The organism is Pseudomonas sp. I3-I5, from assembly GCF_022699445.1.
Taxonomy (GTDB): Bacteria; Pseudomonadota; Gammaproteobacteria; order Pseudomonadales; family Pseudomonadaceae; genus Aquipseudomonas; species Aquipseudomonas fulva.
Genome location: NZ_CP093940.1, coordinates 2,904,217 through 2,927,988 on the forward strand (window position 1 = coordinate 2,904,217; position 23,772 = coordinate 2,927,988).

At 63.6% G+C, this 23,772-nt stretch carries 21 protein-coding genes; 6 read left to right on the plus strand and 15 right to left on the minus strand.

Features of this window, described 5'->3' with window-relative positions:
* Nucleotides 1-643 precede the first annotated feature (643 nt).
* Nucleotides 644-1,549: a LysR family transcriptional regulator gene (locus MOP87_RS13025; RefSeq protein ID WP_027916270.1), complete on the plus strand. Its 906-nt coding sequence runs from the start codon at nucleotides 644-646 to the stop codon at nucleotides 1,547-1,549.
* 10 nt (nucleotides 1,550-1,559) lie between these two features.
* On the opposite strand, the gene MOP87_RS13030 is transcribed toward MOP87_RS13025, so the two are convergent.
* The 14 genes from MOP87_RS13030 to MOP87_RS13095 form a co-directional block, all read right to left on the minus strand.
* Nucleotides 1,560-2,255 (minus strand): response regulator, encoded by a 696-nt coding sequence (locus MOP87_RS13030; protein WP_236166113.1) that lies wholly within the window; start codon nucleotides 2,253-2,255, stop codon nucleotides 1,560-1,562.
* On the minus strand, nucleotides 2,252-4,906 hold the full coding sequence (locus MOP87_RS13035) for a sensor histidine kinase KdpD (RefSeq protein ID WP_197873668.1): 2,655 nt from the start codon (nucleotides 4,904-4,906) through the stop codon (nucleotides 2,252-2,254). Before MOP87_RS13035 ends, MOP87_RS13030 begins: the two co-directional genes overlap by 4 nt.
* Before the next feature lie 22 nt (nucleotides 4,907-4,928).
* Complete coding sequence (gene kdpC / locus MOP87_RS13040; protein WP_027916273.1) at nucleotides 4,929-5,495, minus strand: potassium-transporting ATPase subunit KdpC; 567 nt, start codon at nucleotides 5,493-5,495, stop codon at nucleotides 4,929-4,931.
* 10 nt (nucleotides 5,496-5,505) lie between these two features.
* Nucleotides 5,506-7,560, minus strand: coding sequence for a potassium-transporting ATPase subunit KdpB (gene kdpB, locus MOP87_RS13045; protein ID WP_236166112.1), 2,055 nt, complete (start codon nucleotides 7,558-7,560; stop codon nucleotides 5,506-5,508).
* Between the two features lie 10 nt (nucleotides 7,561-7,570).
* Complete coding sequence (gene kdpA, locus MOP87_RS13050) at nucleotides 7,571-9,265, minus strand: potassium-transporting ATPase subunit KdpA (RefSeq protein WP_236166111.1); 1,695 nt, start codon at nucleotides 9,263-9,265, stop codon at nucleotides 7,571-7,573.
* 10 nt (nucleotides 9,266-9,275) lie between these two features.
* Nucleotides 9,276-9,365 (minus strand): K(+)-transporting ATPase subunit F, encoded by a 90-nt coding sequence (gene kdpF, locus MOP87_RS13055; RefSeq protein WP_023533591.1) that lies wholly within the window; start codon nucleotides 9,363-9,365, stop codon nucleotides 9,276-9,278.
* Nucleotides 9,366-9,499: 134 nt separating this feature from the next.
* Nucleotides 9,500-10,549, minus strand: coding sequence for an AI-2E family transporter (locus tag MOP87_RS13060; RefSeq protein ID WP_027916276.1), 1,050 nt, complete (start codon nucleotides 10,547-10,549; stop codon nucleotides 9,500-9,502).
* An 11-nt stretch (nucleotides 10,550-10,560) separates the two neighbouring features.
* On the minus strand, nucleotides 10,561-11,355 hold the full coding sequence (locus MOP87_RS13065) for a DUF4892 domain-containing protein (protein ID WP_027916277.1): 795 nt from the start codon (nucleotides 11,353-11,355) through the stop codon (nucleotides 10,561-10,563).
* Nucleotides 11,356-11,464: 109 nt separating this feature from the next.
* A complete protein-coding gene (locus MOP87_RS13070) occupies nucleotides 11,465-12,319 on the minus strand; it encodes an alpha/beta hydrolase (protein ID WP_027916278.1) in 855 nt (284 codons plus the stop codon).
* Complete coding sequence (locus MOP87_RS13075; protein ID WP_027916279.1) at nucleotides 12,316-13,104, minus strand: alpha/beta hydrolase; 789 nt, start codon at nucleotides 13,102-13,104, stop codon at nucleotides 12,316-12,318. Before MOP87_RS13075 ends, MOP87_RS13070 begins: the two co-directional genes overlap by 4 nt.
* A 91-nt stretch (nucleotides 13,105-13,195) precedes the next feature.
* The gene (locus MOP87_RS13080; RefSeq protein WP_242809617.1) at nucleotides 13,196-13,564 is read right to left on the minus strand and encodes a hypothetical protein; all 369 of its coding nucleotides are present in this window, start codon (nucleotides 13,562-13,564) and stop codon (nucleotides 13,196-13,198) included.
* A gap of 120 nt (nucleotides 13,565-13,684) precedes the next feature.
* Nucleotides 13,685-14,143, minus strand: a complete 459-nt coding sequence (sixA, locus tag MOP87_RS13085; RefSeq protein WP_027916281.1) for a phosphohistidine phosphatase SixA — start codon at nucleotides 14,141-14,143, stop codon at nucleotides 13,685-13,687.
* Complete coding sequence (locus tag MOP87_RS13090) at nucleotides 14,140-14,487, minus strand: DUF4389 domain-containing protein (RefSeq protein ID WP_132579170.1); 348 nt, start codon at nucleotides 14,485-14,487, stop codon at nucleotides 14,140-14,142. The genes sixA and MOP87_RS13090 overlap by 4 nt, the downstream gene beginning before the upstream one ends.
* Nucleotides 14,488-14,524: 37 nt before the next feature.
* A complete protein-coding gene (locus MOP87_RS13095) occupies nucleotides 14,525-15,550 on the minus strand; it encodes an NAD(P)H-dependent glycerol-3-phosphate dehydrogenase (RefSeq protein ID WP_027916283.1) in 1,026 nt (341 codons plus the stop codon).
* Between the two features lie 201 nt (nucleotides 15,551-15,751).
* On the opposite strand from MOP87_RS13095, the gene MOP87_RS13100 reads away from it, so the two are divergent.
* From MOP87_RS13100 to fabB, 5 genes are all read left to right on the plus strand, one after another.
* Nucleotides 15,752-17,866, plus strand: a complete 2,115-nt coding sequence (locus MOP87_RS13100; RefSeq protein ID WP_027916284.1) for a TonB-dependent receptor — start codon at nucleotides 15,752-15,754, stop codon at nucleotides 17,864-17,866.
* On the plus strand, nucleotides 17,866-18,756 hold the full coding sequence (locus tag MOP87_RS13105; RefSeq protein WP_242809618.1) for an ABC transporter substrate-binding protein: 891 nt from the start codon (nucleotides 17,866-17,868) through the stop codon (nucleotides 18,754-18,756). Before MOP87_RS13100 ends, MOP87_RS13105 begins: the two co-directional genes overlap by 1 nt.
* A complete protein-coding gene (locus MOP87_RS13110) occupies nucleotides 18,753-20,684 on the plus strand; it encodes an ATP-binding protein (protein WP_027916286.1) in 1,932 nt (643 codons plus the stop codon). The genes MOP87_RS13105 and MOP87_RS13110 overlap by 4 nt, the downstream gene beginning before the upstream one ends.
* Nucleotides 20,685-20,891: 207 nt before the next feature.
* Nucleotides 20,892-21,407 carry a 3-hydroxyacyl-[acyl-carrier-protein] dehydratase FabA gene (gene fabA, locus MOP87_RS13115; RefSeq protein ID WP_023533607.1) on the plus strand — a complete coding sequence of 172 codons (516 nt, stop codon included), beginning with the start codon at nucleotides 20,892-20,894 and terminating at the stop codon, nucleotides 21,405-21,407.
* Nucleotides 21,408-21,418: 11 nt separating this feature from the next.
* Nucleotides 21,419-22,639 carry a beta-ketoacyl-ACP synthase I gene (gene fabB, locus MOP87_RS13120; RefSeq protein WP_027916287.1) on the plus strand — a complete coding sequence of 407 codons (1,221 nt, stop codon included), beginning with the start codon at nucleotides 21,419-21,421 and terminating at the stop codon, nucleotides 22,637-22,639.
* Between the two features lie 96 nt (nucleotides 22,640-22,735).
* On the opposite strand, the gene MOP87_RS13125 is transcribed toward fabB, so the two are convergent.
* Nucleotides 22,736-23,740, minus strand: a complete 1,005-nt coding sequence (locus MOP87_RS13125; protein ID WP_028686593.1) for an amidohydrolase family protein — start codon at nucleotides 23,738-23,740, stop codon at nucleotides 22,736-22,738.
* Between the last annotated feature and the right edge of the window lie 32 nt (nucleotides 23,741-23,772).

Here is a 23,772-nt window from a genome sequence, read left to right on the forward strand (position 1 = left end):
GCGTCGCCATCGCAAATGGACTATGCTCTCTATCAACACCCACACCAACCCAATCAAACTTCAAACTTCAAACTTCAACCTTCAAACTTCAAACTTCAAACTTCAAACTTCAAAGCGTAGGCGCATATACCAAGTTGGTATTCATTAGCGCGGGTGGCGCACAGTCACCCTTCCGCCCTTACGGCGGCTCACTTTTTGTCTTGTCAAAAAGTAAGCAAAAACCGCCTGCTCCTATCATCCGGCCCCTACGCTACGCTCCGGGGTTCCCTCGCTCCGGGCTTGCTCCCGGGAGGACCGCGCTGCAGGCCCCATCCTGGGGCCCAGCGCTTGACGGGCATCCATGCCCGTCACCTCCCTCCGCAAGCCCTGCGCTCGGCCTCCTGAAGTCGCGATCTGTGTTGCCTGGACTACCGCGCGCTTAGAAGCAAAAGCCAAAGCCAGAGCCAAAGCAACGGCAACGGCAACGGCAACGGCAACGGCAACGGCAACGGCAACGGCAACGGCAACGGCATCTTGGGCTAAAACTCCAGCCCCATTTCAGGACGAATCTTATAGATGAACCCCGAAGACCCGTAAGGCGGTAGCAATCTCCCCGCCCCAGCATTACCCTCGACCCCCACCCCGCTCAGCATCAGGCACCCGCATGGCCTTCACCAGTGACTCCCTTACGATCTTCCTGGCCGTGCTGGAGGCCGGGTCCTTTTCCGCTGCAGCGCGCAAGCTAGGCCGGGTGCCATCCGCAATAAGCATGGCCATCGCGCAACTGGAGGCAGAACTGGACCTGCCGCTGTTCGACCGCACCACCCGCAAAGCCTTGCCCACCAGCGCAGCACTGGCGCTGGAGCCGCAAGCCAGGCAAGTGATCTGCCAGCTGAACCTGCTCGATGCCCAGGCCCTGCAACTGCACCAAGGCTTGGAAAAGCGCCTGACCCTCGCCATGGCACCCGAACTGCAAACCGGGCCCTGGAGCCAACCCCTACACGCCTTGGCGCAGGCCTTTCCCGGCCTGGAAGTGGAGGTGCGCTCGGCCAGCCAGCGCGAGGCCATCCGCTTGCTGCACGACGGCACCGTGCAACTGGCACTGGTCTTCGAACGCCCGGGTATCGATGAGCGCGAGTCGTTTCTCGAAGCCGGCAGTCAGCTACTGGTGGCCGTCGCCTCCCCGCGTCACCCTGCCGGCGTGCAGGGTGCCATGCCCCTGCCCGAAGAAGCCTTCGCCGAACAGCGGCAGATCATCGTCGCCTCCGGCAACCCCACCGGCTCTGACCCGCGCATGGTGCTGTCCCGACGCATCTGGCTGACCGACAGCTACCTGGCCACACTGGACCTGGTGCAATCAGGCCTTGGCTGGGCTTATTTGCCACAGCCCCTGGTAGAGCCGCTCATCGCGTCAGGCGCACTGGCAGAGGTGCGCATGGACAATATGGCCAGCCGCCTGCGCCTGTGGGTGGACATCATCTGGATCAAATCCAGACCCTTGGGCCTGGGCGCACGGCACTACCTGGACAGCGTCCGCACGCTGTTCGAGAAGGACCCGCCCAGAGCCTGAGCCAGGCCGGTCACTGCACCGGGGCGAGCAACCGGTACCCTACCCCTGCCTCGGTGGCAATGAAGCGCGGCGCCATTGGGTCGTCGCCAAGCTTTTGCCGCAGGTGCCCGACCACGATGCGCAAATAATGCGTGTCACCCACATGGGTTGGCCCCCAGATGTCCTTGAGCAGTTGCTGCTGAGTGATGACGCGCCCCGGATGGCTTGCAAGCTGCGCCAACAGTGCATATTCCTTGCGGGTCAAGGTCACTTCGGCCTCATCCAGGGTCACGCGTCGCAAGGCAAGATCGACGGTCAGCGGCCCAATGCTGAGGCAGGCTGGGGCACCGCCCGTCTGCGGTATCTGCCTGAGCAGCGCACGAATACGTGCGAGAAACTCCTGAATGCCAAACGGCTTGGTCACATAGTCGTTGGCGCCGCTGTCCAAGGCGTCGACCTTCTGCGCTTCGCTGGCGCGTACCGACAAGACCACCACCGGCACCGTGCTCCACTGGCGCAGTTCGCGCAGCACCTGCTGCCCGTCCATGTCCGGCAGGCCCAGGTCCAGGACCACCAGGTCAGGCTTACCCAAGGCCGCCTGCGCCAGCCCCTGGGTGCCGTTCTCCGCTTCTAGGACTTTATAACCCTGGGAAGCCAGGCTGATGCGCAGGAATTTGCGGATCTGGGGCTCATCATCGATGACCAGCAAAGTGGCGGTCTGGCTCATGGCAGGTCGCTTCCGGTGTCCGGTTGGGTAGGCAGCGGCAAGCATAAAGTCATGCAGGTGCCAACGCCATCGATGCCCTCGCCAACCCTGACCTGACCGCCATGTGCCCCGATCATCCCCTGGCAGATCGCCAAACCCAGGCCGGTGCCCTGACCACCGCGATCACCGCGGGCAGCGGTGTAGAACATGTCGAAGACCTTGTCCCGATCTGCCAGGGCAATGCCAGGGCCTTCATCGCTGACGGCGATGTGCAGTTGCTGGTCGCGCGCCGTCACCTCGACGCGCAGCCGCCCCTGAGCAGGCGAAAACCGCGCGGCATTCTCGAGCACGTTGACCAGGGCCTGCTCGATCAACGCGGCATGCACGAACAGCAGCGGCAAGTTGGCCGGCACCTGAGTTTCCAGGTTCAGGGGTGCCAGCACGGCGCGCAGTCGATGCAACGCGCTGCCCACGATGTCGGCAGGCGCTACCCAATCCCGTGCCAGCTTGAGACTGCCGTGCCCCAGGCGGGTCATGTCCAGCAGGTTCTGAATATAGCGGTCCAGCCGCTCGGCTTCGTCGCGGGTGCCTTCGAGCAGCTCACGCCGGTCCGACTCGGCAAGGGCCTCGCCCAACGCCAGCAAACTGTCGATGCTGCCGCGCATGGACGTCAGCGGCGTGCGCAAGTCGTGGGATACGGAGGCCAGCAACGCACTGCGCAGTTGTTCGGTCTCACCGTGCAGACGCGCCGCCTCCAACTGCTCGGACAACTGCGCCCGCGCCAGGGCCTGGGCCACAGGCTGCGCCAAGCCACGAAGCAATCGCCGGTCGGGGCCACTGAGTGCCTGGCCTGGGCGCTCAGACACACCCATCAAGGCCAGAGGCTGGCTGTCCACGGTCAAGGGCCACCACCACCAACGCCCTTCGGGCAGGGTGTCGCTGCTGCGCCCGGCCGCCTGGTCGTGCTGCCAGGCCCACTGGGCCGCGGCGCGCTCGTTATCGGTGAAAGCAATGGGACCGCCGCTGGCTATGTGCAGTTGGCCATGCTCGTCGCGCTGCAGGATGCAGACCTGCCAGCCAAGCCGACCATCGAGGTGCTGGTGCGCAACCTCCAGCACCGCCTGACGGTCCGTGGCCCCGGTCAGGCGTCGAGACAGGTCCAACAACTGGATGGTTTGCGCCTGGGTTTCACGCAGGGCCTGCAACTGGCTGCGCTGGCGCGCGGCCAGATTACCCGTGAGCGCGGCCATCAGCAGGAAGAACACCAGGGTCAGCACGTCCTCTTCGCGCTGGATACTCAGGGAAAAGTTGGGCGGAATGAACAGAAAATCGTACGCCAGGAATGAAAGCAGCGCACAGGCCAGGGCGGGGCCAAGGCTGGTGCGCACCGCCACCAGCAGGACCGCTGCCAGAAACACCAGGGAAATGTTGGGCAATGCCAGCACGCTGGCCACTGCCCAGGCCAGGCCCGCCGCCAGAGCGGTCGCTGCCAGCGCCAGCAGGTAATGTCGCCACACCCACGCATACCGGGCCGTTGGCTTGGGTGCCGAGCGCAGGACGTCGCGATCGAGCACATTGACCTCCAGACCCTGACTGGCCCGCAACAACCGTGCAGCGACACCAGCGCCGAACAGGCGGCGGCGCCACCGGTCTCGGGACTGTCCGACCAGTACCACGCTGGCACGCCGCTCTCGGGCATGCTCGATCAGTGTACGGGCCACCTCCGCGGCGCGCAGCACGACCACGTCCCCACCCAGGCGCTCGGCCAGTTGCTGGGCGGCCTGTAACCGCTGGCGCCCGCTCTCGTCGCGCAGGCGACCGTTGTCCACGTGGACCAGGCTCCAGGGTAGGTGCCGGCGCTGCGCCACGCGGCTGGCATGACGCACCAAGCGCTCGGCCTGGTCATCGCCATCCACACCGACCAGCAAGCGCCCACGCAGCGCTGGCGCTGCAGCGCCGCCTTGGCGATAGCCCTGGGCCGCATCGGCATCGACCTGGGCGGCAGCGGCCTGCATGGCCAGTTCGCGCAGCGCGCTGAGGTTGCGCTGGGAAAAGAATGCGTCGATGGCTGCGCGCGCTTGCTCAGGCACATACACCTTGCCTTCGCGCAAGCGTTCGAGCAGGTCGCGCGGGGGCAAGTCCACCAGCAACAGGTCGAACGCTTCGTGCACCACCCAGTCCGGCACCGTTTCACGCACCAGGACACCGGTGATATCACGCACCTTGTCGTTGAGGCTCTCCAGGTGCTGGACATTGACCGTGGTGTAGACGTCGATGCCGGCGGCCAGCAGTTCCTGCACATCCTGCCAGCGCTTGGCGTGGCGGCTGCCCGGTGCGTTGCTGTGGGCCAACTCGTCCACCAGCACCAGGCTGCCCGGGGTACCGAGCACCCCATCCAGGTCCATTTCGTGCAAGGTCACGCCCCGGTAACGGGTGCGTAGCATCGGTTGCTGGCGCAAGCCCGCCAACAGGGCCTCGGTTTCGGCACGGCCATGGGTTTCGACCACGCCTACCAGTACCGGGCGGCCCATGCGCTGCTGGGCATGGGCGTGGGTGAGCATGGCAAAGGTCTTGCCGACACCGGGCGCGGCGCCAAGAAACACCTTCAGCCGGCCTCGCCCTGGCTGGGGGAAATTCGCCAGCAGCGCATCGGCGCGGTCGGAGTCACTCATGGGATTTCCTTCACAGCAAGGGTCACAGGCCCTGGCCCGAACGGCTCGTCTTTTCCAGCGCCTGGTTAAGGGCCAGGACGTTGACCACCGCAGGGCCCACCAATGGGCGCAGCGTGGCGGCTTCGAGCAGACTCTGCAAGCGTTCGACGGGTAGATGCCGGGCGGCAGCTACCCGTGGCAATTGATACGCCACGGCCTGCGGCGGCAAGTGTGGATCCAGCCCACTGCCCGAGGTCGTGACCAAGGCCAAGGGGACCGGCCCCTGCCCTGGCCGGTACAACGCACCCGCCTGTGCCTGGACACGCTGCATCAACGCGGGATTGCCAGGGGCAAGGTTGCTCGCGCTGCTGGCCACGGTCGCGAAATCACCTGCCGAAGGACGGGAATGAAACCAACCGTCACCCTCGAAGCGCTGGGCGATCAAGGCAGAGCCGCGCACACGCCCCTGCTCGTCTTGCACCAGGCTGCCATTGGCCTGGTAGGGGAACGCCACCTGGGCAATACCCGTGACTGCCAAGGGGTACAGCGCACCTGTCAGAAAGGTCATCGACAGGAGCAGACTCAGGGCCGGGCGTAGGTATGCAGTCATGATGGCCTCCTCAGACCAGGTGCAAGGCGTTGAGCAACAGGTCGATGACCTTGATGCCGGCAAACGGTACGATGATGCCGCCCAGTCCGTAGATCAGCAGGTTGCGCTTGAGCAGCTGCGCAGCGCTGGCAGCCTTGATCTGCACCCCACGCAGGGCCAACGGAATGAGCACGACGATGATCAGTGCGTTGAACACGATGGCAGACAGGATGGCGCTCTGCGGGCTTGCCAGCTGCATGACGTTGAGCACGCCCAGCTGCGGGTAAATCACCGCAAACAAGGCTGGCAATATGGCGAAATACTTGGCCACGTCGTTGGCGATGGAAAAGGTGGTCAGCGCCCCACGGGTGACGAGCAGCGCCTTGCCAACGTGCACCACGTCCAGCAGCTTGGTCGGATCACTGTCCAGATCGACCATGTTGGCCGCCTCACGGGCAGCCTGGGTACCATCGTTCATGGCCATGCCCACATCCGCCTGGGCCAGGGCTGGCGCGTCGTTGGCACCATCGCCGCACATGGCCACCAGGCGCCCGTCTTGCTGCTCCTGGCGAATGCGCGCCAGTTTTTTCTCCGGTGTAGCCTCGGCCAGCACATCGTCCACGCCTGCTTCGGCCGCGATCGCGGCTGCCGTGAGCGGGTTGTCGCCAGTGACCATCACGGTCCTGATGCCCAGTTTGCGCAGTTCGGCAAAGCGTTCGCGAATGCCAGGCTTGACCACATCCTTGAGGTGAATCACGCCCAACAGGCGCTTGTCGACGCAGACCAGCAGCGGCGTACCGCCTGACTGGGCGATGCGCTCTACCTCACGGGCAAGGGCTGGCGGCATGTCCGCGCGCGGCATATCGACGAAGGCAAGGAGCGCATCGACGGCGCCTTTTCGATAACGATGTGCCCCCAGGTCGATACCAGACAGGCGTGTCTGGGCAGTGAAGGCCACCGGTTGGTAGTGCCCGGCCGGCGGTTCGACGAAATCATGAAGCTGATGCAGGTACTCGACGATCGACTTGCCCTCTGCCGTGTCGTCGGCCAGCGAAGCCAGCAAAGCCCCCTCCCCCAGCTCACGGGCCGTCACCCCGGGCGCAGCGTACAGTGCGCTGCAGCGGCGGTTACCGAAAGTGATGGTACCGGTCTTGTCCAGCATCAAGGTGTGCACATCGCCTGCGGCTTCCACGGCGCGCCCTGAACGGGCGATGACATTGAGGCGCACAAGGCGGTCCATGCCGGCGATGCCGATGGCCGAGAGCAGGCCGCCGATGGTGGTGGGAATGAGTGTGACGAGCAACGCGGCCAGGAAGATCAGCGGCAAGCTGCCCCCAGCGAAGTGAGCAAAGGGTTGCAGGGTCACCACCACGATCAGAAACACCAGGGTCAGGCCGATCAACAGCATGTCCAGGGCGATCTCGTTGGGCGTTTTTTGCCGGCGCGCGCCCTCGACCAGGGCGATCATGCGGTCCAGGGTAGAGTCACCGGGGTTGCTGGCGATGCGGATCAGCAGCCAGTCCGACACCAGACGGGTGTTGCCGGTCACCGCCGAACGATCGCCGCCTGACTCGCGAATGACGGGCGCGGATTCCCCGGTGATGGCTGCCTCGTTGACGGCAGCGATGCCTTCTATCACCTCGGCGTCGGCGGGGATCATCTCCCCAGCCTCCACCCGGACGACATCACCCTTGCGCAGGGACGCGGCCGGGACGTTGTCGAAGCTGCCATCCGGGTTGCGCCGCCTGGCCGAGAGCCCCTGGCTGCCGGCTTTGAGGCTGTCGGCACGGGCTTTACCCCGGCCTTCGGCCAGGGCCTCGGCGAAGTTGGCAAACAGCACGGTGAACCACAGCCAGGCGGCGATCTGCACCGCAACGCCTGGGGTGACGCCATTGGCTGGGGTCAGGCACAGCACGGTGGTCAGTACGGCCGTGATGGCCACCACCAGCATGACAGGTGAGCGCTTGAGCTGACGCGGATCGAGCTTGAGGAACGCCTGCAGCAATGCCGGCCGCCACAGCGCGGCCAGCCGCGTCTGGGCTGCTGCGTCTGGTTGGGCCTTGATCTCTGGAATGGGCATGTTCATGGTCAATCTCTCAATAGGCCTGGCTCAAATGGTCGGCAATCGGCCCCAAGGCCAAGGTCGGCAGGAAGGTCAGCCCGCCTACCAGCAGGATGGTCAGCAGCAGCAGGAAGGTGAACAGTGGCCCATGGGTGGGGAAGCTGTTGGGGCCTTGAGGTGCCTGTGGCTTGGCTGCCAGGCTCCCTGCCAGCGCCAGGATTGGCAGGATGTAACCAAAACGGCCGATCAGCATCGCCAGACCGATCATGAGGTTGTGAAACACCGTGTTGGCGCCAAAGCCTGCGAAGGCTGACCCGTTGTTGGCGGCCCCGGAGGTATAGGCATACAGCAACTGGCTGAAGCCATGGGCACCGGGGTTGCTGACCGCTGTGGCCGGCCCTGGCAGGCTGGCAGCGACGGCGGCCAGTACCAGCACGCCGACCGGCATCACCAACAAGGTCGCCACCAACAGCTGCACCTCACGGGCTTGAAGCTTCTTGCCCAGGTATTCCGGCGTGCGGCCGATCATCAGCCCGCAGAGAAACACCGCGATCAGCACGAACAGCAACATGCCGTACAGGCCCGCCCCGACGCCGCCGAAGATGACTTCGCCGACCATCATGTTGACCATGGCCACCATGCCGGTCAGTGGGTTGAGGCTGTCGTGCATGGCATTGACCGAACCGTTGGAGGCGGCCGTGGTGGTGACCGTCCACAACACCGATCCGGTGGTGCCAAAGCGACTTTCCTTGCCTTCCAGAGGGGCTGCCTGCTCTACCTCGCTGGCGTGCAGCGCTGGGTTGGGCTGATGTTCGGACCACAAGGCCGAGGCGCCGCCGACCAGAAACAGTGCAAGCATGCAGGCCACAATGGCGCGGCTCTGGCGCAGGTCTTTCACGTAATGGCCGAACATGAACACCAGAGCCACGGGAATCAGGATGATCGCCGATACCTCGAACAGGTTGCTCCACGCTGTCGGGTTTTCAAACGGATGCGCCGAATTGACGCCGAAGAAGCCGCCGCCGTTGGTACCCAGCTGCTTGATCGCAATCTGGCTGGCTGCCGGGCCGAGCGGGATCAACTGCTCGGCCCCTTGCAACGTCAGGGCATGGGCATAGTCGCTGAAGGTCTGTGGCACGCCCTGCCAGACCAACAGCAGCGCCAGCAGCAAGGACATGGGCAAAAGCCCATAAAGCGTGGCCCGGGTCATGTCCACCCAGAAATTGCCCAGGGCCGCACTGCTGCGACGGGCGATACCACGGCACAGGGCTACCAGCACGGCCAGGCCCGTGGCAGCACTGACAAAGTTCTGCACGGTCAGGCCGAGCATCTGGTTCAGGTAGCTGATGGAGGCCTCGCCACTGTAGGCCTGCCAGTTGGTGTTGGTCACGAAACTGACCGCGGTGTTGAAGGCCAGCGACCACTCAAGACCGGGTAAGCGCTGCGGATTCAACGGCAGAAGGCCTTGGCCCAACAGCGCGCCGAACAGCAGGAGGAACCCAACCAAATTGAAGATCAGCAGCGCCAGGGCATAGTGGCGCCAGCCCTGTTGCTGCGATGGGCAAATCCCAGCCAGCCGGTAGCAGGCATTTTCGATCGGTCCCAGTAATGGCGTAAGCCACGTGCGCCGGCCCTCCATGACATTGAAGTAGAACCTTCCCAGCCAAGGGGCCGGTAGCAGGACTATGGCGAAGAAGGCCAGCAGCAAGGCGATATCGTAGGCATGCATGGGCGACCCCTTAACTGCGATCGGCGCGCAATAGCGCCGTCAGCAGGTACACCGCCATGGCCACCGCGATCAGCAGTGACAACCCTTCGAGCACGTTCATGAATGATTCCCCGTTGATGCGGCAGTGGCCGCTTTACGGGGATTTTCGGTCAGGCCAGCGTAAAGGCTCGAGATCGAAGCGGCAGGCCTGGCATAAAGAACACGTAAAGAAAGGTGTTCGGCCAGGCAGCAGGGCTAGGCAGTCGGGGTGGGCTGCACGTTGCGACTCCAGTCCAGCAGCAGGCTGTAGCCTATGGCCAATAACGTCGGGCCAATGAACAGGCCGATGAAGCCGAAGGCAATCAGGCCGCCGAACACGCCGAGCAACACGATCACCAGCGGTAGGTCTCCGCCACGGCTGATCAGGTAGGGCTTGAGCACGTTGTCCACGCCACTGATGACGAAGGTGCCCCAGATGCCCATGAAGATCGCCATGCCGTACTCACCCTTCCATACCAGCCAGCCGGTCACCGGCAGCCAGGCCAGCGGCGGGCCCATGGGGATCAGGCTGAGCATGAAGGTGACCAACCCAAGCACGATGGCACCCGGCACGCCTGCGATGAGAAAGCCGATCAAGGCGAGCAGGGCTTGCGCCGCCGCCGTACCGATCACACCGTTGACCACCCGTTGCACCGTGCCGGCTACCAGGTTCAGGTAATACTCGGCACGCTCGCCGGTCAGCCGGTGCAGCAGCCGCAGCACGAACGCCGAGAGCCGCGGCCCGTCGCGATAGAAGAAGAACACGAAGACCAGGCTCAGGGTGAGCTCCAGCACGCCACTGCCGATCTGCGCGCTGCGGGCCAGCAACCAGTTACCCACTTGCCCCAGGTAGGGTTTGACCGACGCCAGTAGCGCAGCACCCTGCTGGTCCAGGGACGACCACCAGCTGGCCATGCGTTCGCCTACCAACGGGATGTCGACCAGCCACACGGGCGCATCCGGCAGGCCATCGACCTGCACATCACGCACGAACAAGGTTGCATCACGAATGTGGTCGGCCAGGTTGAAGCCCAGCCAGACCAAGGGCAGCGCCACGATGAGGATCCAGGCGCTGGTCAGCAGCCCGGCGGCGAGGGTTTCGCGTCCACCCAGCACGCGGGTGAGAAAACGCATCAGGGGCCAGCTGGCGAATGCGAGGATGGCACCCCACAGCAGCGCCGAAATGAAGGGGGCCATGACCCACAGGCCGGCGCCCAGCAATGCCAGCAACAGGATCTGGATCAGCAAGCGGTCATTTTCAACCATGGTCTTGCCCGTCAACGAATCAGTTCGAGGTGCAGGCCATCGGTGGGCGAGTCGCCGACTTCCAGGCGAGCGCTGCGTACACCGGCCTTTATCAGCGCTTCACGCCAGGCCTCGGCCTGGGCGCCGCTGAGGGTGGCGCGCAAGGTGCTGTCCAGGTTGAGGCTGCGTGCAAGCAGGGTTGCCCAGGCCGGCTGCGGGTCGCTCAAATCAGGATAATCAAGCTTGCCGGTGTCACGCATCTCACGCAGCACGGTTGCAGCCGTGGGCAGCAGCTCACCCAACGGGTGGGCTGCGACGAACTCCTCCACATGCAGGTAGGCCCGCCGGTTGCCACGGGTCACGCTGTAGAGTGCGACCAACGTATCAGCCTGGTCGGCAGAGCGGCGTAGCAGGATGAACGCCTGGCGCTCATCGCCACCATTGAGCCGAGCATTGGCAAAGACTTCGTTGGCCCACAGGCTGGCCTCGCCACAATCGCGGCCTTGGCACCAGAACAACGGGTACCCGCCTTCTTGCTGCAAGCTCTCGCGCGCGCGCGTGAACGCCTCCCGCGCAGAGCGCTCAACCGGCAGTTCATAGGTCGTGGAGCTGACCTGGCCACGGCTCTCGACTTTATCCTCCACCCGCAGGCGGCCGCTGATCTTGCGCAGTGGCCCCAATGGGTAGACGCGCTCCTGCTCCACGGCCGGGCGCTGGTCGACAATCTTGGCGTCCACTGGCACGGGCAGGCCGCCGGCCCAGAGCGTAGAGCTGGCGAGCAGCGTACCGGCGGCCAGCAGGCAACGCCAGGCGACAGGCGCAGTCATAGGCAAACCACGCGGCGCCCGGCGTCAAGGTGAAGCATGTACATGTCTGGCAATTGCATGGTTGTCTCCCTGATCAACCCGCCAAGCCTCGACACTTGTCCGGTGCAAGTCAAGCAAAGCCAAAGAAGCGATTGAAACAGTCTGCTACAAGCGTTGCGCCCTGCTCATCGTTCAGGTGCAGGTGATGGCCACCGGGCAAGGTCACCTGTTCAAAGGGTAGCTGCTCAAGCAGCCCTTCGCGACGTGCCAGCATGCCCTGCGCTGCCACCACCAGGCAGCCGGGGCACTTGACGTGTCGCACGTAGGCCATTGCCTGGCCTTGCGTCAGGCGCACTGGCGAGGGCAAAGTCAAGCGGCTGTCGCTGCGCCAGCTGTACCCCCCGGCCACGGGCATCAGCCCACGCTGGGCCAGCAGCTCGGCCGCTTCGCGGCTCACCGCCACCATGCCCTTCATGCGTGCCTCCACGCCTTGGTCCTGCGTGCTGTACACCGACTTGCGCTTGGTATCGAGGCGCATCTGTGCACGCAGCGCCATCCCCAGGCGCTCGGGGGCGTCCTGCTCTTCGCCGGTGGGCGGGATGAGGCCATCGATAAGTGCCAGGTGGCTGACGCGCTCGGGCAGTGCGGCGGCCAGTTGCACGCTGATGATGGCGCCAAGCGAATGGCCCAGCAGCGCGAACTGCTCCCAGCCCAGTTGCTCGGCTGCGCGCACGATGTCGTAGGCGTAGTCGGCCAGCGCGTAGCCGGCACCCGGCGGGCGATGCTGCGAATGGCCATGACCGGCCATGTCCAAGGCCACTATGCGCAGGCCCTGAAGGCGAGGCGCGAGACGCGCGAAGCTGTTGGCGTTGTCCAGCCAGCCGTGCAACGCAATGACCGGCAGGCCGTCCTCGGGGCCGAACACGTGGCCGGCCAGTTCGATATGGCCAAGATTCAAGCGTATGTCTTCGACCTGCACGTTCATGCCTGCCCCCACCTATCGAACAGGCCCTTGATCAGGCTGGCGGTATCTTCCGGGTGCTCCAGCGGGAACATGTGGCCACCCGGAACGCTGTGGTATTCCCCCTTCGGTATGCCCCGCACCGCCAAGGCATGATGGCGGCGCACTACGGTACTGGCCTGGCCACGGACCATGGCCAGCGGCAGGCGCAACTGCCGGACAGGCGCAGGGTTCAGGTGGGGTACGTTGCGATAGATGCTGATTTCGGTAGCAGGATCGAAGCGCAGGGACAGCGTGTGCTGCTGCTCGTGCAAGCCATGTTCGACGTAGGCATCCAGGCAGTCGGGGTCGAAGTGGCGGAACAGTGATCGGCTGGCGAAATACGCGCGGGCACTGAGCCGATCTTCGAATTCGGCGCGCCGCCCTAGCGTCCGACCGGCTGGGGTAATGCGGTCGATCAAGCCCAGGTGCTTGGCGGCGCGCAGCAGCAACTGGTCTGCGCGGGTCAGCACGGGCGAGTCGAGCATGACCACGCCCCGGTAAAGTTCTGGTCGGCGCAGGGCGGCATGCAAATGCAGAACACCCCCCAGCGAATGCCCCACGCCCCAAACGGGGTCGGGCTGCTGCTCAAGATGGTACAACAGCTCGTCCACCAGGCTCTGCCAGTTGGCGTCCACCGGAAACCGCGGGTCATGGCCGTGCTGGGGCAGGCTCTGCACGTGGTAGTCCGGCGCCAGGGCGGCGAACAGCTTGCCGTAGGTGGCCGACGGAAACCCATTGGCATGGGCAAAGAATATCGGTTGCGGCATGGCGGGCTTCCGGGCGCAGAGAATGGCCCATTGTGGGTGTCCACCAGGGCTCAGGCAACGTTCGGAAAGGTCATCGGCAAGGGCGATCAGGTCATGCCGATCGATCAAAGCTGCCCAGCGAGCGTCGCAGGCACGCCTTGATGAAGACTTGATGGCTTTCCAGCGCCTCACGGGCCAGACGCTGGTCATCAGCGTCCAGCTCCAGCCTGCGCAATGCCAGGCAGCTGGTTTGCATCAGATGGGCCACGCGGGTGCAGGCTTGCTGCTCGGCCTGCTGACGTCGATTTTCCTCAAGCGCCGTGTCCGTCTGGATCTTGCGCATCAGATGGTAGAACTTGGCGTCGGCGACCTCCCGCAGCAAGCTGTGCTGGGCGTGATCCAGGGCGATGCCTTGCTCGACCTTCTCAGTGGTGGTTTGCAGGTCCAGCGAGCACAACAATTTCCACATTTCGCCCGTCATCGACCCAACCTTGTACATGTCCTTTGTGGCAAAGCTAGCAAACCGCAATCGATTGAAACAACTGACAAAAATGCCAGTTGCCTCCCTTGCAAACCCGCTTGGCAAAGCCACGGCAGGCAATCAGCGGGACGTGTGCAAGGCCCGTAGCGTCATCAGGCCTGCCAGGGGCCAATCACCCTCAAGTTCCGCCAGGCTGGCAGTGCCCATGGCGGCTGGCCGCTGCAGGTGACCGTGTTCGAGCAGCCCGACCAGGTGCCCGACCAGTGGCTGGTGGCTGACCAACAGCACGTGATCAAGGCCAAGGCGCTCGATCTGGCCGATCGCATATTGCACATCGCTCTCGGGGGTCAGCCACGGCACCGTGCTTACCGGCTCGCTCAACCCCAATGCCTCATGAACCAAGGCAGCGGTCTGCTGCGCCCGGACATAAGGGCTGGCAATGATCGCCTGCAAGGGCTTGCCTGCCAGGTGTGCGGCGCTGTGCAGCACCTGCTCGCGACCATGCGCGGTCAAGCGCCGCTCGGCATCGCGGGTGGCTCGCGGCTCGGCTTCGCCGTGGCGCAACACCCACAGGTTCACAGCTTGGGCTCTTGGTCAGGTGGGGCAGGCTCAGGCGCGCGCGCCACGTGGGGCGCCTCGCCGTCGGCCGGGCGTGGTGCTGGCCAATCGGCAAACGGCCAGGGTTTCTGATCCGTGTGGAAGGTGCCGAAACGTCCGATCTGTGCCAAGTACTGGCTCAGGCTATCGCCAAGGTCCATCACGCTGGCGCTGGGGGCGCCGTAGATCAGCCGATAGATCAACTGGATCACCACCAGGCCTGCGAGCACCAACTCGGCCAATTGCCAGACCACCAGGAAAACCAGCATCCAGACCACACGCAGGATGAGGGACTCGCGCTGGGCGTGTTCAGGGGTATCGTTCATGTGTCGCTCCTTGCCGTTTTGCCAGGGTTATCCGGGCTCAGTTGAAGCCGCTGGTGGAAATGAAATCGACATCGGTCTTCGGCTCGGCGCTCATCAGGTGCTCGATCACCTGGTTCAACGTGCGGCCCTCGAACAGGATGGCATGCAGGCCAGCGACCAGGGGCATGTACACCTGCGCCTGCTGGGCCTTGGCCTTGAGCACCTTGAGGGTATTGACGCCCTCTGCCACTTCCCCCAGCCGACTCACGGCCTCATCCAGGCTCAGCCCCTGGCCGAGCGCGTAGCCCACCTGGTAGTTGCGGCTCTTGGGCGAGGAACAGGTGACGATCAGGTCGCCCACGCCGGCCAGGCCCAGGAAAGTCATGGGGTTGGCACCCTGGCTGACCGCAAAGCGGGTCATCTCGGCCAGTGCCCGGGTGATCAGCATGCTCTTGGTGTTCTCGCCCATGCCCAGCGCCACGGCCATGCCAGCGATGATGGCGTAGACGTTCTTCAAGGCGCCGCCGAGTTCCACGCCAAAACGGTCACTGCTGGCATACACGCGGAAAGTCTTGCCATGCAGCACAGCCTGCACCTGCTGGCACAAAAGCTCGTCTTCACTGGCCACCACGGTGGCAGTCAGGGCGTGCTCGGCAATTTCCCGGGCAAGGTTGGGCCCGGAAAGCACACCTATGCGCGCCTGCGGGGCGATCTCCTCGACGATCTGGCTCATCAGTTTGAACGTCTGGGCCTCGATCCCTTTGGTGAGGCTGACCAGCCCCTTGCCACGCAACAGGTCGGCATGTGGCGCCAATACGCTGCGCAAGGCGCTGGAGGGCAAGGCCACGAAAATCAGGTCGCAGGCCTTAAGCGTGGCCAGCAGGTCACTGACCGGCTCCACCCCTTCGTGCAGCCCGATGCCCTTGAGGTAACGCGGGTTCTCGCGATGCTCGCGCATCGCCTGGGCCTGTGCCGGGTCGCGCATCCATTGGCGCACTGGCACACCGTTCTGTGCCAGCAGGTTGGCCACGGCCGTGCCGAAGCTGCCGCCGCCCAGAACTGCAACAGGTTGCTGATCAGTCATATCCAATCCGTTAACACCTAAAATAAATGGCGACCGGCGCATTATACGGGTCGCCTGCCCCGCGCCAAGGCCGGTCGGGCATCGCTCATCCAGGCCAGGTATGTACCCACCGGTCGGCGAGCATCAATACCGCCGCAGATCACTGGCAAAACGGCAAAGTTCATTTACCATGCCGGTTTACCCACGATACAAGGCCGCTCCGTGCTCCCTGGCTCGCCTCCCTACCCGCGGCTGTTGCTGTTGACCGCCCTGCTCGGTGCACCTGCCCTGGCAGATGACTTGTTCATCGACAACAGTGACCTGCCACAGGTTTTGACTGCAACACGCCTCAAACAATCCCCGGCTGCGGTGCCAGGGAGCATGACCGTGCTCGACAGCGCGTTGATCCGGGCCAGCGGCGCGCGTGACATTCCCGAACTGCTGAGGCTCGTGCCGGGCATGATGGTGGGCTACGGGGCGGGCAATCAACCGACCGTCAATTACCACGGCAGCAACGTCAACGAAGCACGTCGCATGCAGGTGCTGATCGACGGCCGCTCGGTGTACCGGGCAGGGCTGGCGACGGTGGACTGGAGCGATATCCCGCTGGCGCTGGAGGACATCGACCGGATCGAGGTGTTCAGGGGGCCGAACACGGTCAGCTATGGCGCCAATGCCCTGATGGCCGTGGTGAACATTCTCACTCGCAATCCTGCCGACAGCCACGGCACGCGTCTGAAAGTCACACGCGGGCAGAACGGCATCGACGACTTCTATGCCAGCCAGGGCTTTGGCTGGGACAACGGCGATATGCGTCTATCGCTGTCGGGCCAGCAGGATGACGGGTTCGACCATGACCAGTTCGGCCAGGACTACCGTGACAGCCGCCGCGCCACACGTTTGAACCTGAGCGCCAGCCATACCCTGACGGTGGACCAGACACTGGAATGGCAACTGGCCGCCAAGGAAGGCACCAACCAGCGGCCTTATACCTACCAGCCGGTATTCCCGTTCGTGACCCAGCGCGGCAAGGATGCCGACGTCAAGGCCATGGACTATGCAGGCTCGGTGCGTTGGAACATCGACTTTGCCGCTGAACACAGCCTGTATGTCCAGGGCTCGGCGCAGCATTTCGACCGCCAGCAGGTGTGGCGAGCCTGCGACGCGGCGCTGTCCTTCAGCCCCGAACTCACCCGCCTCTGGCAGATGAACCCCAATTACGCCGAGCGGGTAGCCCGTGGCGCGAACAACCCGCCACCTAGCAGCAACCCCCAGGAGCAGGCCCTGGTCGATGCGATCAAGGCACAGTGGAACAGTCAGGGCGGCAGTGACGTGGTGTGCGGCGATGTCGACCAGAGCACGCGCGAAACCCGCTATGACCTGGAAATACAGGACACCTACAGCCTGACCGACAGCCTGCGCCTGCTCAGCGGCATGAACTATCGCTATGATCGTGCCGACTCGCAGACCTACTTCAATGGCAGCGTCGACGACCAGACCTGGCGGCTTTTCGGGCAACTGGAATGGCGAGCCGACGAGCACTGGATCGTGCAGGGCGGCGCCATGTTCGAGGATTCGCGGCTCTCTGGCAGCTCGCTTACCCCACGGTTGGCGGTCAATTACCTGATCACCCCGCGCCATGGCCTGCGCGCCGTCTATTCCGAGGCGGTACGTTCGCCTGACATGTTCGAAAACAACGTCAACTGGAGCTACACCGTCAAGAACCTGATGCCCTACGCCTTTGGCCAGCAGCATGGCGAATACTTCGTCAAGACCCGCGGCCCTGGTGACCTGGAGCAGGAGCACATGCGCTCGCGTGAGCTGGGCTACAACGGTTATTTCAGCGACCTGGACCTGAGCATGGACCTGAAGGTGTTCTACGACGAAATCACTGGCATGATCAGCGAGCCGCTCAAGAACAACCAGTACATTGCCAGCAATGCGAACCGGGCGCGCTTCAGCGGCAGCGAGGCCCAGTTCGATTGGCGCCCTACCCTGCGCGACCGGCTGCGCTTGACCTTCGCCCATGTCGACGCCTGGGCCAGCAATCCTGCCGACCGCAACCTCAGCGCCAGCAACAGCGGCTCTGCCGGCTGGATGAGGGACTGGGGCCACGGCTGGTCCAGTGGCGCTTTCTACTACGGTGACGATGCCCTCAATCAGTACCGCTACGAGCGCCTGGACCTGCGCGTGGCCAAGCGCTGGCGCGTGTACGGGAGCAATCTGGAACTGGCAGCCCTGTGGCAGCAACGCCTGGATGATGAGCCCACCACCGCCGTGCAGAACCGCTATGACAGCCGGCAGCGGCTGAGCCTGAGCGCGGAGCTGGAGTTCTGATGCTTCGCTTGCTGCGCCTGTTGGTGCTATGGCTGTGGCCATTGGGGCAGTTGTCCGCCAGCGAGATCTTGCTGGTCGGCGCCCAGGACCAGCCAGGCATCCGCAGCTTCATCGCTGCCCTGGAAAGTCGACGCCCCAACGACCACGTGCATTTTCAGGCTGCCAGCGAGCTGCCTGCGCCGAGCCGGCTCGACCTGGACCTGCGCCTGGTGTTGCTGGACGACGAGGCATTACAGTGGCGCCTGTCGCAAACCGCCGGCCCACCGGCACTGGCCATGAGGGTCAGCCGGGTGCAGGTGGAACAGCGCCTGGGAAAGTCACGCCCCGGGTTTCTCACCTTGTTGTGGAGCGACCCGCCACTGGATCGGCAGTTGCGCCTGACCCGCTACCTGTTGCCGCAAGCCAGGCGCATCGGGGTGCTCTACGGTGAACACAGTGGGTTTCTGCTTGATGAGCTGCGCCGTGCCGCGCAACCGCTTGGCCTCGAGATCGTGGCACAGGCTTGGCCCGACCCACGTGACAGCCGCCCCCTGCAACACCTGCTGGGCAGCAGTGACGTGCTGCTCGGGCTTGATGATCCGGACCTGTACAATTCCAAGACAGCGAAAAACCTGTTGCTCAGCAGTTACGGCCGTCAAATGGCCCTGATTGGCCCCAATGCCGGATTCGTCCGTGCCGGTGCGCTGGCCAGCACCTACAGCGACCAGCAAGATTGGTTAAGCGTGCTCGACAGCCTGCTCGGGCAATCACCTGCGCGCTGGCCCCGCAGCCTCTACCCAGCCCATTTCGGGGTCAGCGGCAATCAGCAGGTGGCACGGGCGCTGGGCCTGGAGCCCATTGATCCCGACACCGCCGCCCAAGCCTTGGCTGATGGAGAGCGCACCCCATGACCAAGGGCCTGAACTGGGACATTCATACGCGCACGCAGATCATCAGCCTAGGCCCGGCGCTGCTGCTGACGCTGCTATTGATCAGCTTCTTCACGTTCGTGCGCATCCAGGATTTGCGTCAGGAGCTCAACCACACCGGCCAATTGATCGCCAACCAGCTTGCGCCCGCGTCCGAATACGGCGTCATCTCAGGCAACAACGAAGTGCTCGAAGGCCTGATGCGCGCCACGCTGAGCATTCCCCACGTGCGGTTCCTGGAGGTACAGGACAGTCGCAATCACATTCTGGTGTACGTCGAGCAGTCTGACGAAAGCACCAACCGTGCCCAGCAGGTGGAAGTGTTTCAAGCGCCGATTCGTCTGCAGCAGATACGACTCGAAAGCGACTTTTTGCAGGAAGGCCTGGCGGCTGCCCCGGCCATCGGCGATGACTACCTGGGCCGGGTCATCGTCGGCATGTCGGACGATGCGTTCAGCCAGCGTCAGCAGGAGATCGTGATCAAGGCCGCAGTGCTGGCGTTGTTCGCACTGCTGTTCACATTTTTGCTGGCTCGCCGTCTGGCCATGAGCCTGGCCAAGCCCATCAGCGACATGGGCCATGCCGTCAAGGCCATCCAGCAGGGTCACTACGACACGCCGGTTCCGGTGGTGGACGACAGCGAGCTAGGGCATCTGGCCCGGCACATCAATAACCTGGCGCATGCGCTCGAGCAGGCCAGCACCGAGCAGAAAAAAGCCATCGCCGAGCTGATCCAGGCACGCGAGGAAGCCGAGCAGGCCAACCGCGCCAAGTCTGATTTCCTGGCCATGATGAGCCACGAGCTGCGCACACCGCTAAACGGCGTATTGGGCATGCTGCAGTTGCTCGAAACCACCTCGATGAGCAGCGAGCAGGCCGACTACACCGCGGTGGCGAGCGAGTCGACGGGGCATCTGCTGCGGGTCATCAATGACATCCTCGATTTTTCGCGGATCGAACGGGCGGCCTTGCAGCTCGAACACATCGATTTCAACCTCGGCGAGCTCATCACCCACTGCGTCCAGTCGTTCCAGCATGCTGCACAGCAACAAGGTCTGGCGCTCGACTTGAGCCTGGCCGAGGACACCGCCCAGTTGCAGGTGAACGGCGATCCTACCCGGATCCGGCAGATTCTCCTGAACCTGATCGGTAATGCCCTGAAGTTCACCGAGCAGGGGCAGGTGCGGGTCGAAGCCCGTTGGCAGTTGATGGATGAGCAGCGCATCTGGCTGACATGCAGCGTGCAGGACACGGGCATCGGCATTGACAATGATCGTCTGGAGATGATGTTCGTCGCTTTCCAGCAGGCCGACAGCTCGATTTCTCGCCGCTACGGCGGCACCGGCCTGGGCCTGTCCATCGCGCGCACCCTGGCCGAGCGCATGGGCGGGCACCTGCACGGTCAGAGCCTTGAAGGCCATGGCTCGACCTTCACGCTGGAGATGCCACTGGCACTGCCAGCATCGGCGCGCCAGATCCGCCGCGCTGCGCCGCCCGGCCAGCTTGCCTGGACCGAACCCACCAGGGTACTGCTGGTCGAAGACAATGCTGTCAACCAGAGCGTCACCGAGGCCATGTTGTGCAGCCTGGGCGTTGAGGTGAGCACGGCCGACGACGGCCAGCAGGCCGTGGAGCTGGTCAGGCTGCAACGTTTCGCCGCCGTTTTCATGGACTGTGGCCTGCCCTACATGGATGGTTACGAGGCCACGCGCCAGATGCGCCTGCTGACCCACGGTGCACACGTACCGATCATCGCCCTGACTGCCAATGCATTGCAGGGTGATCGCGAACGATGCCTTGCCGCAGGAATGGATGACTATCTGAGCAAACCCCTGCGCCGCAGTGAATTGCAGCAGGTGCTGGTGCGCTGGCTGCCAGGACAGGCAACCGCGACTGGCGATAAATGCTAAAGTGCGGCAGTCTTAAACACTGGACAGGACTCCTTTCGGACCTGAAAATAGACGTTTCAGTGCACACCTGTACTTCTTTCGACAGGTGCGCTGTGACTTTCACTACAACGCAATAGTCTACCTGTAGGCTGCCGCCCCGTTCGCGATGCGTGACGGGCTGGCCGGGAAGATTCATCCCCTGCCGCAGGGGGTTATTGAGGAGCTCGCATGACCAAACAACACGCCTTTACTCGGGAAGACCTGCTGCGCTGCAGTCGCGGTGAGCTGTTCGGCCCAGGTAATGCGCAACTGCCCGCGCCGAACATGCTGATGGTCGATCGCATCACCCACATCAGTGAAGAAGGCGGCAAGTACGGCAAAGGTGAATTGGTCGCCGAGCTGGACATCAATCCTGATCTTTGGTTTTTTGCCTGCCATTTCGAAGGCGACCCAGTGATGCCAGGCTGCCTGGGCCTCGATGCCATGTGGCAGCTGGTCGGCTTTTTCCTGGGCTGGCAAGGCCTGCCGGGCCGCGGTCGTGCACTGGGCTCCGGTGAAGTGAAGTTCTTCGGCCAGGTGCTGCCTACCGCCAAGAACGTCACCTACAACATTCACATCAAGCGCGTGCTCAAAGGCAAGCTGAACATGGCCATCGCCGATGGTTCGGTCAGCGTCGACGGCCGCGAGATCTACACCGCCGAAGGCCTGCGGGTCGGCGTGTTCACCTCCACTGACAACTTCTAAGGGTTATTCGCATGCGCCGCGTCGTTATCACTGGTCTGGGCATCGTGTCGTGCCTGGGCAATGACAAAGCTACCGTCACCGAAAACCTGCGCAACAGCCGTCCGGGTATCCGTTACAACCCGGAATACAAGGAAATGGGGCTGCGTAGCCAGGTTTCCGGCTCCATCGACCTCAACCTCGAAGAGCTGATCGACCGCAAGGTCTTCCGTTTCGTCGGGCATGCGGCTGCCTACGCCTACCTGGCGATGCAGGACGCCATCAAGGACTCGGGCCTGACCGATGAGCAGGTCTCCAGCCCACGTACCGGCCTGGTGGCCGGCTCCGGCGGTGCATCGACCCTGAACCAGATGGAAGCGCTGGATACTCTGCGCGAAAAAGGCGTCAAGCGTGTAGGCCCTTACCGGGTCACTCGCACCATGGGCAGCACCGTTTCGGCGTGCCTGGCGACGCCGTTCAAGATCAAGGGCATCAACTACTCGATCTCTTCCGCCTGCGCTACATCGGCTCACTGCATCGGCACCGCACTGGAGCAGATCCAGTGGGGCAAGCAGGACATCGTATTCGCCGGCGGCGGTGAAGAAGAGCACTGGAGCCAGTCGTTCCTGTTCGATGCCATGGGCGCCCTGTCGACCAAGCGCAACGAAACCCCGGAACTGGCCTCGCGTGCCTATGACGCGGACCGTGATGGCTTCGTCATCGCCGGCGGCGGTGGCATGGTGGTGGTCGAAGAGCTGGAACACGCTCTGGCCCGTGGCGCCAAGATCTACGCCGAGATCATCGGCTATGGCGCCACCTCCGACGGCTACGACATGGTCGCCCCAAGCGGCGAAGGCGCCATCCGCTGCATGCAGCAGGCGCTGTCGACCGTCGACACGCCGATCGACTACCTGAACACCCACGGCACCTCTACCCCAGTGGGCGACGTTGCCGAAATGAAGGGTGTGCGCGAAGTGTTCGGCGAAAATGCACCGAAGATCAGCTCAACCAAGAGCCTGTCCGGCCACTCGCTGGGGGCTGCCGGTGTACACGAGGCGATCTACTGCTTGCTGATGATGGAAAACAACTTCATCGCTGGCTCGGCCAACATCGACGAACTGGACCCGGCGGTCGCTGACCTGCCGATCCTGCGCAAGACCGAAGAAAATGCCAAGATCGATACGGTCATGAGCAACAGCTTCGGTTTCGGCGGCACCAATGCCACCCTGGTGCTCAAGCGCTGGGAAGGCAAGTGATTCGCTGACGCGCCAATAGAGAACGCCCCGACTGGTTCGGGGCGTTTTCATTTACGCGGGAAAACAGATCCGTTGGGCCCGACGCGACCTACGCTGTCATTTACCCTTGGGCAGCACAGCCAGAAAGTTGTCCTTGGCCACGCGTCTGGCTACATCTTCGGGCAAGGCATCCAGAAATGGCCTGAAACTGTCCATCTCCTCTCCCAGGCTATCGAAGCGGCCGACCACATCCGAGCCCAGCATGAACCGCGTTGGGTAGCGTTCAACGAGCGCCAGCCAGGCTTTGCGTGGGACGTCCTGCTCATCGAGCAGGTAGGGCTTGAGCACACTCCACGACAGGTCCACGTACAGGTTCGGGTAGTCCTCGAGTAATCGCGTCAGCACCGGCAGTAGAAAATCCATCTGTGTCTGATGCCGGTGAATTTCCATGCTGCTGCCGGCGTGTGCCCAGATGAAACGCGTATGCGGATGATTGCGCAGGGGCTCTTCGATCTCGGCCAGGTACAACGGGTTACGCTCGCGCTTGGAAGTGATGTTGGAATGCAACAGCACCGGCAGGTCGCGCTCGGCGGCCAGGTGGTAGACCCGTGTCATGGCTTCGTTGTTGGCACGCGGGGTTTCGCCGCTGGTCAACGCCGTCAGGTCATCGTGACGGGTGAATACCTCGCCAATACCCTGCCAGAGGCCTGGGTAAAGGTCGAGCATGCGTTCGATATGGCTCACGGCATTCTTGTCGACTGGATTGAAGCCGGTCAGGAAGGGATGGAATCGCTTGCGTTGTTCGTCCGACAATGGCTGCAGCGCCGCTGCTACATAGGTATCGGTGGCGCTGTACCAATAGGCGTCCGCATCGTCGCCGGCGTAATAGCGGGGACGCTTGGGCTCGTCTTCATGCCATTTCTTGGCAACGGGAATGCCCGAAATCATCGACTGATCGATGCCTGCAGCGTCCATGGCCTTGAGCAGCGCCGGCATACCTTCGGATTCCTGGAAGAAATCCACGTAATGCAGGTGAGCATCGCTGTAACGGTATTCACGGGCCTCGGCCCCTGGCCCCAGCCAGGCGGTCAACGCTACGCAGGCCAGTGCTCTGGCGATCATGGTGGGCTTCCTTGTAAGGGGGCAAACCTACT

What these genes read in the sequence shown, in the direction of transcription:
- MOP87_RS13060 (WP_027916276.1), bottom strand. Translation starts at nt 10,549, where the DNA reads ATGGTTGAAAATGACCGCTTGCTGATCCAGATCCTGTTGCTGGCATTG.
- MOP87_RS13080 (WP_242809617.1), bottom strand. Translation starts at nt 13,564, where the DNA reads ATGACGGGCGAAATGTGGAAATTGTTGTGCTCGCTGGACCTGCAAACC.
- MOP87_RS13035 (WP_197873668.1), bottom strand. Translation starts at nt 4,906, where the DNA reads ATGAGTGACTCCGACCGCGCCGATGCGCTGCTGGCGAATTTCCCCCAG.
- MOP87_RS13125 (WP_028686593.1), bottom strand. Translation starts at nt 23,740, where the DNA reads ATGATCGCCAGAGCACTGGCCTGCGTAGCGTTGACCGCCTGGCTGGGG.
- MOP87_RS13025 (WP_027916270.1), top strand. Translation starts at nt 644, where the DNA reads ATGGCCTTCACCAGTGACTCCCTTACGATCTTCCTGGCCGTGCTGGAG.
- MOP87_RS13105 (WP_242809618.1), top strand. Translation starts at nt 17,866, where the DNA reads ATGCTTCGCTTGCTGCGCCTGTTGGTGCTATGGCTGTGGCCATTGGGG.
- kdpB (WP_236166112.1), bottom strand. Translation starts at nt 7,560, where the DNA reads ATGAACATGCCCATTCCAGAGATCAAGGCCCAACCAGACGCAGCAGCC.
- MOP87_RS13090 (WP_132579170.1), bottom strand. Translation starts at nt 14,487, where the DNA reads ATGAACGATACCCCTGAACACGCCCAGCGCGAGTCCCTCATCCTGCGT.
- MOP87_RS13030 (WP_236166113.1), bottom strand. Translation starts at nt 2,255, where the DNA reads ATGAGCCAGACCGCCACTTTGCTGGTCATCGATGATGAGCCCCAGATC.
- kdpF (WP_023533591.1), bottom strand. Translation starts at nt 9,365, where the DNA reads ATGAACGTGCTCGAAGGGTTGTCACTGCTGATCGCGGTGGCCATGGCG.
- MOP87_RS13070 (WP_027916278.1), bottom strand. Translation starts at nt 12,319, where the DNA reads ATGAACGTGCAGGTCGAAGACATACGCTTGAATCTTGGCCATATCGAA.
- MOP87_RS13065 (WP_027916277.1), bottom strand. Translation starts at nt 11,355, where the DNA reads ATGACTGCGCCTGTCGCCTGGCGTTGCCTGCTGGCCGCCGGTACGCTG.
- MOP87_RS13095 (WP_027916283.1), bottom strand. Translation starts at nt 15,550, where the DNA reads ATGACTGATCAGCAACCTGTTGCAGTTCTGGGCGGCGGCAGCTTCGGC.
- kdpC (WP_027916273.1), bottom strand. Translation starts at nt 5,495, where the DNA reads ATGACTGCATACCTACGCCCGGCCCTGAGTCTGCTCCTGTCGATGACC.
- fabA (WP_023533607.1), top strand. Translation starts at nt 20,892, where the DNA reads ATGACCAAACAACACGCCTTTACTCGGGAAGACCTGCTGCGCTGCAGT.
- fabB (WP_027916287.1), top strand. Translation starts at nt 21,419, where the DNA reads ATGCGCCGCGTCGTTATCACTGGTCTGGGCATCGTGTCGTGCCTGGGC.
- MOP87_RS13110 (WP_027916286.1), top strand. Translation starts at nt 18,753, where the DNA reads ATGACCAAGGGCCTGAACTGGGACATTCATACGCGCACGCAGATCATC.
- kdpA (WP_236166111.1), bottom strand. Translation starts at nt 9,265, where the DNA reads ATGCATGCCTACGATATCGCCTTGCTGCTGGCCTTCTTCGCCATAGTC.
- MOP87_RS13075 (WP_027916279.1), bottom strand. Translation starts at nt 13,104, where the DNA reads ATGCCGCAACCGATATTCTTTGCCCATGCCAATGGGTTTCCGTCGGCC.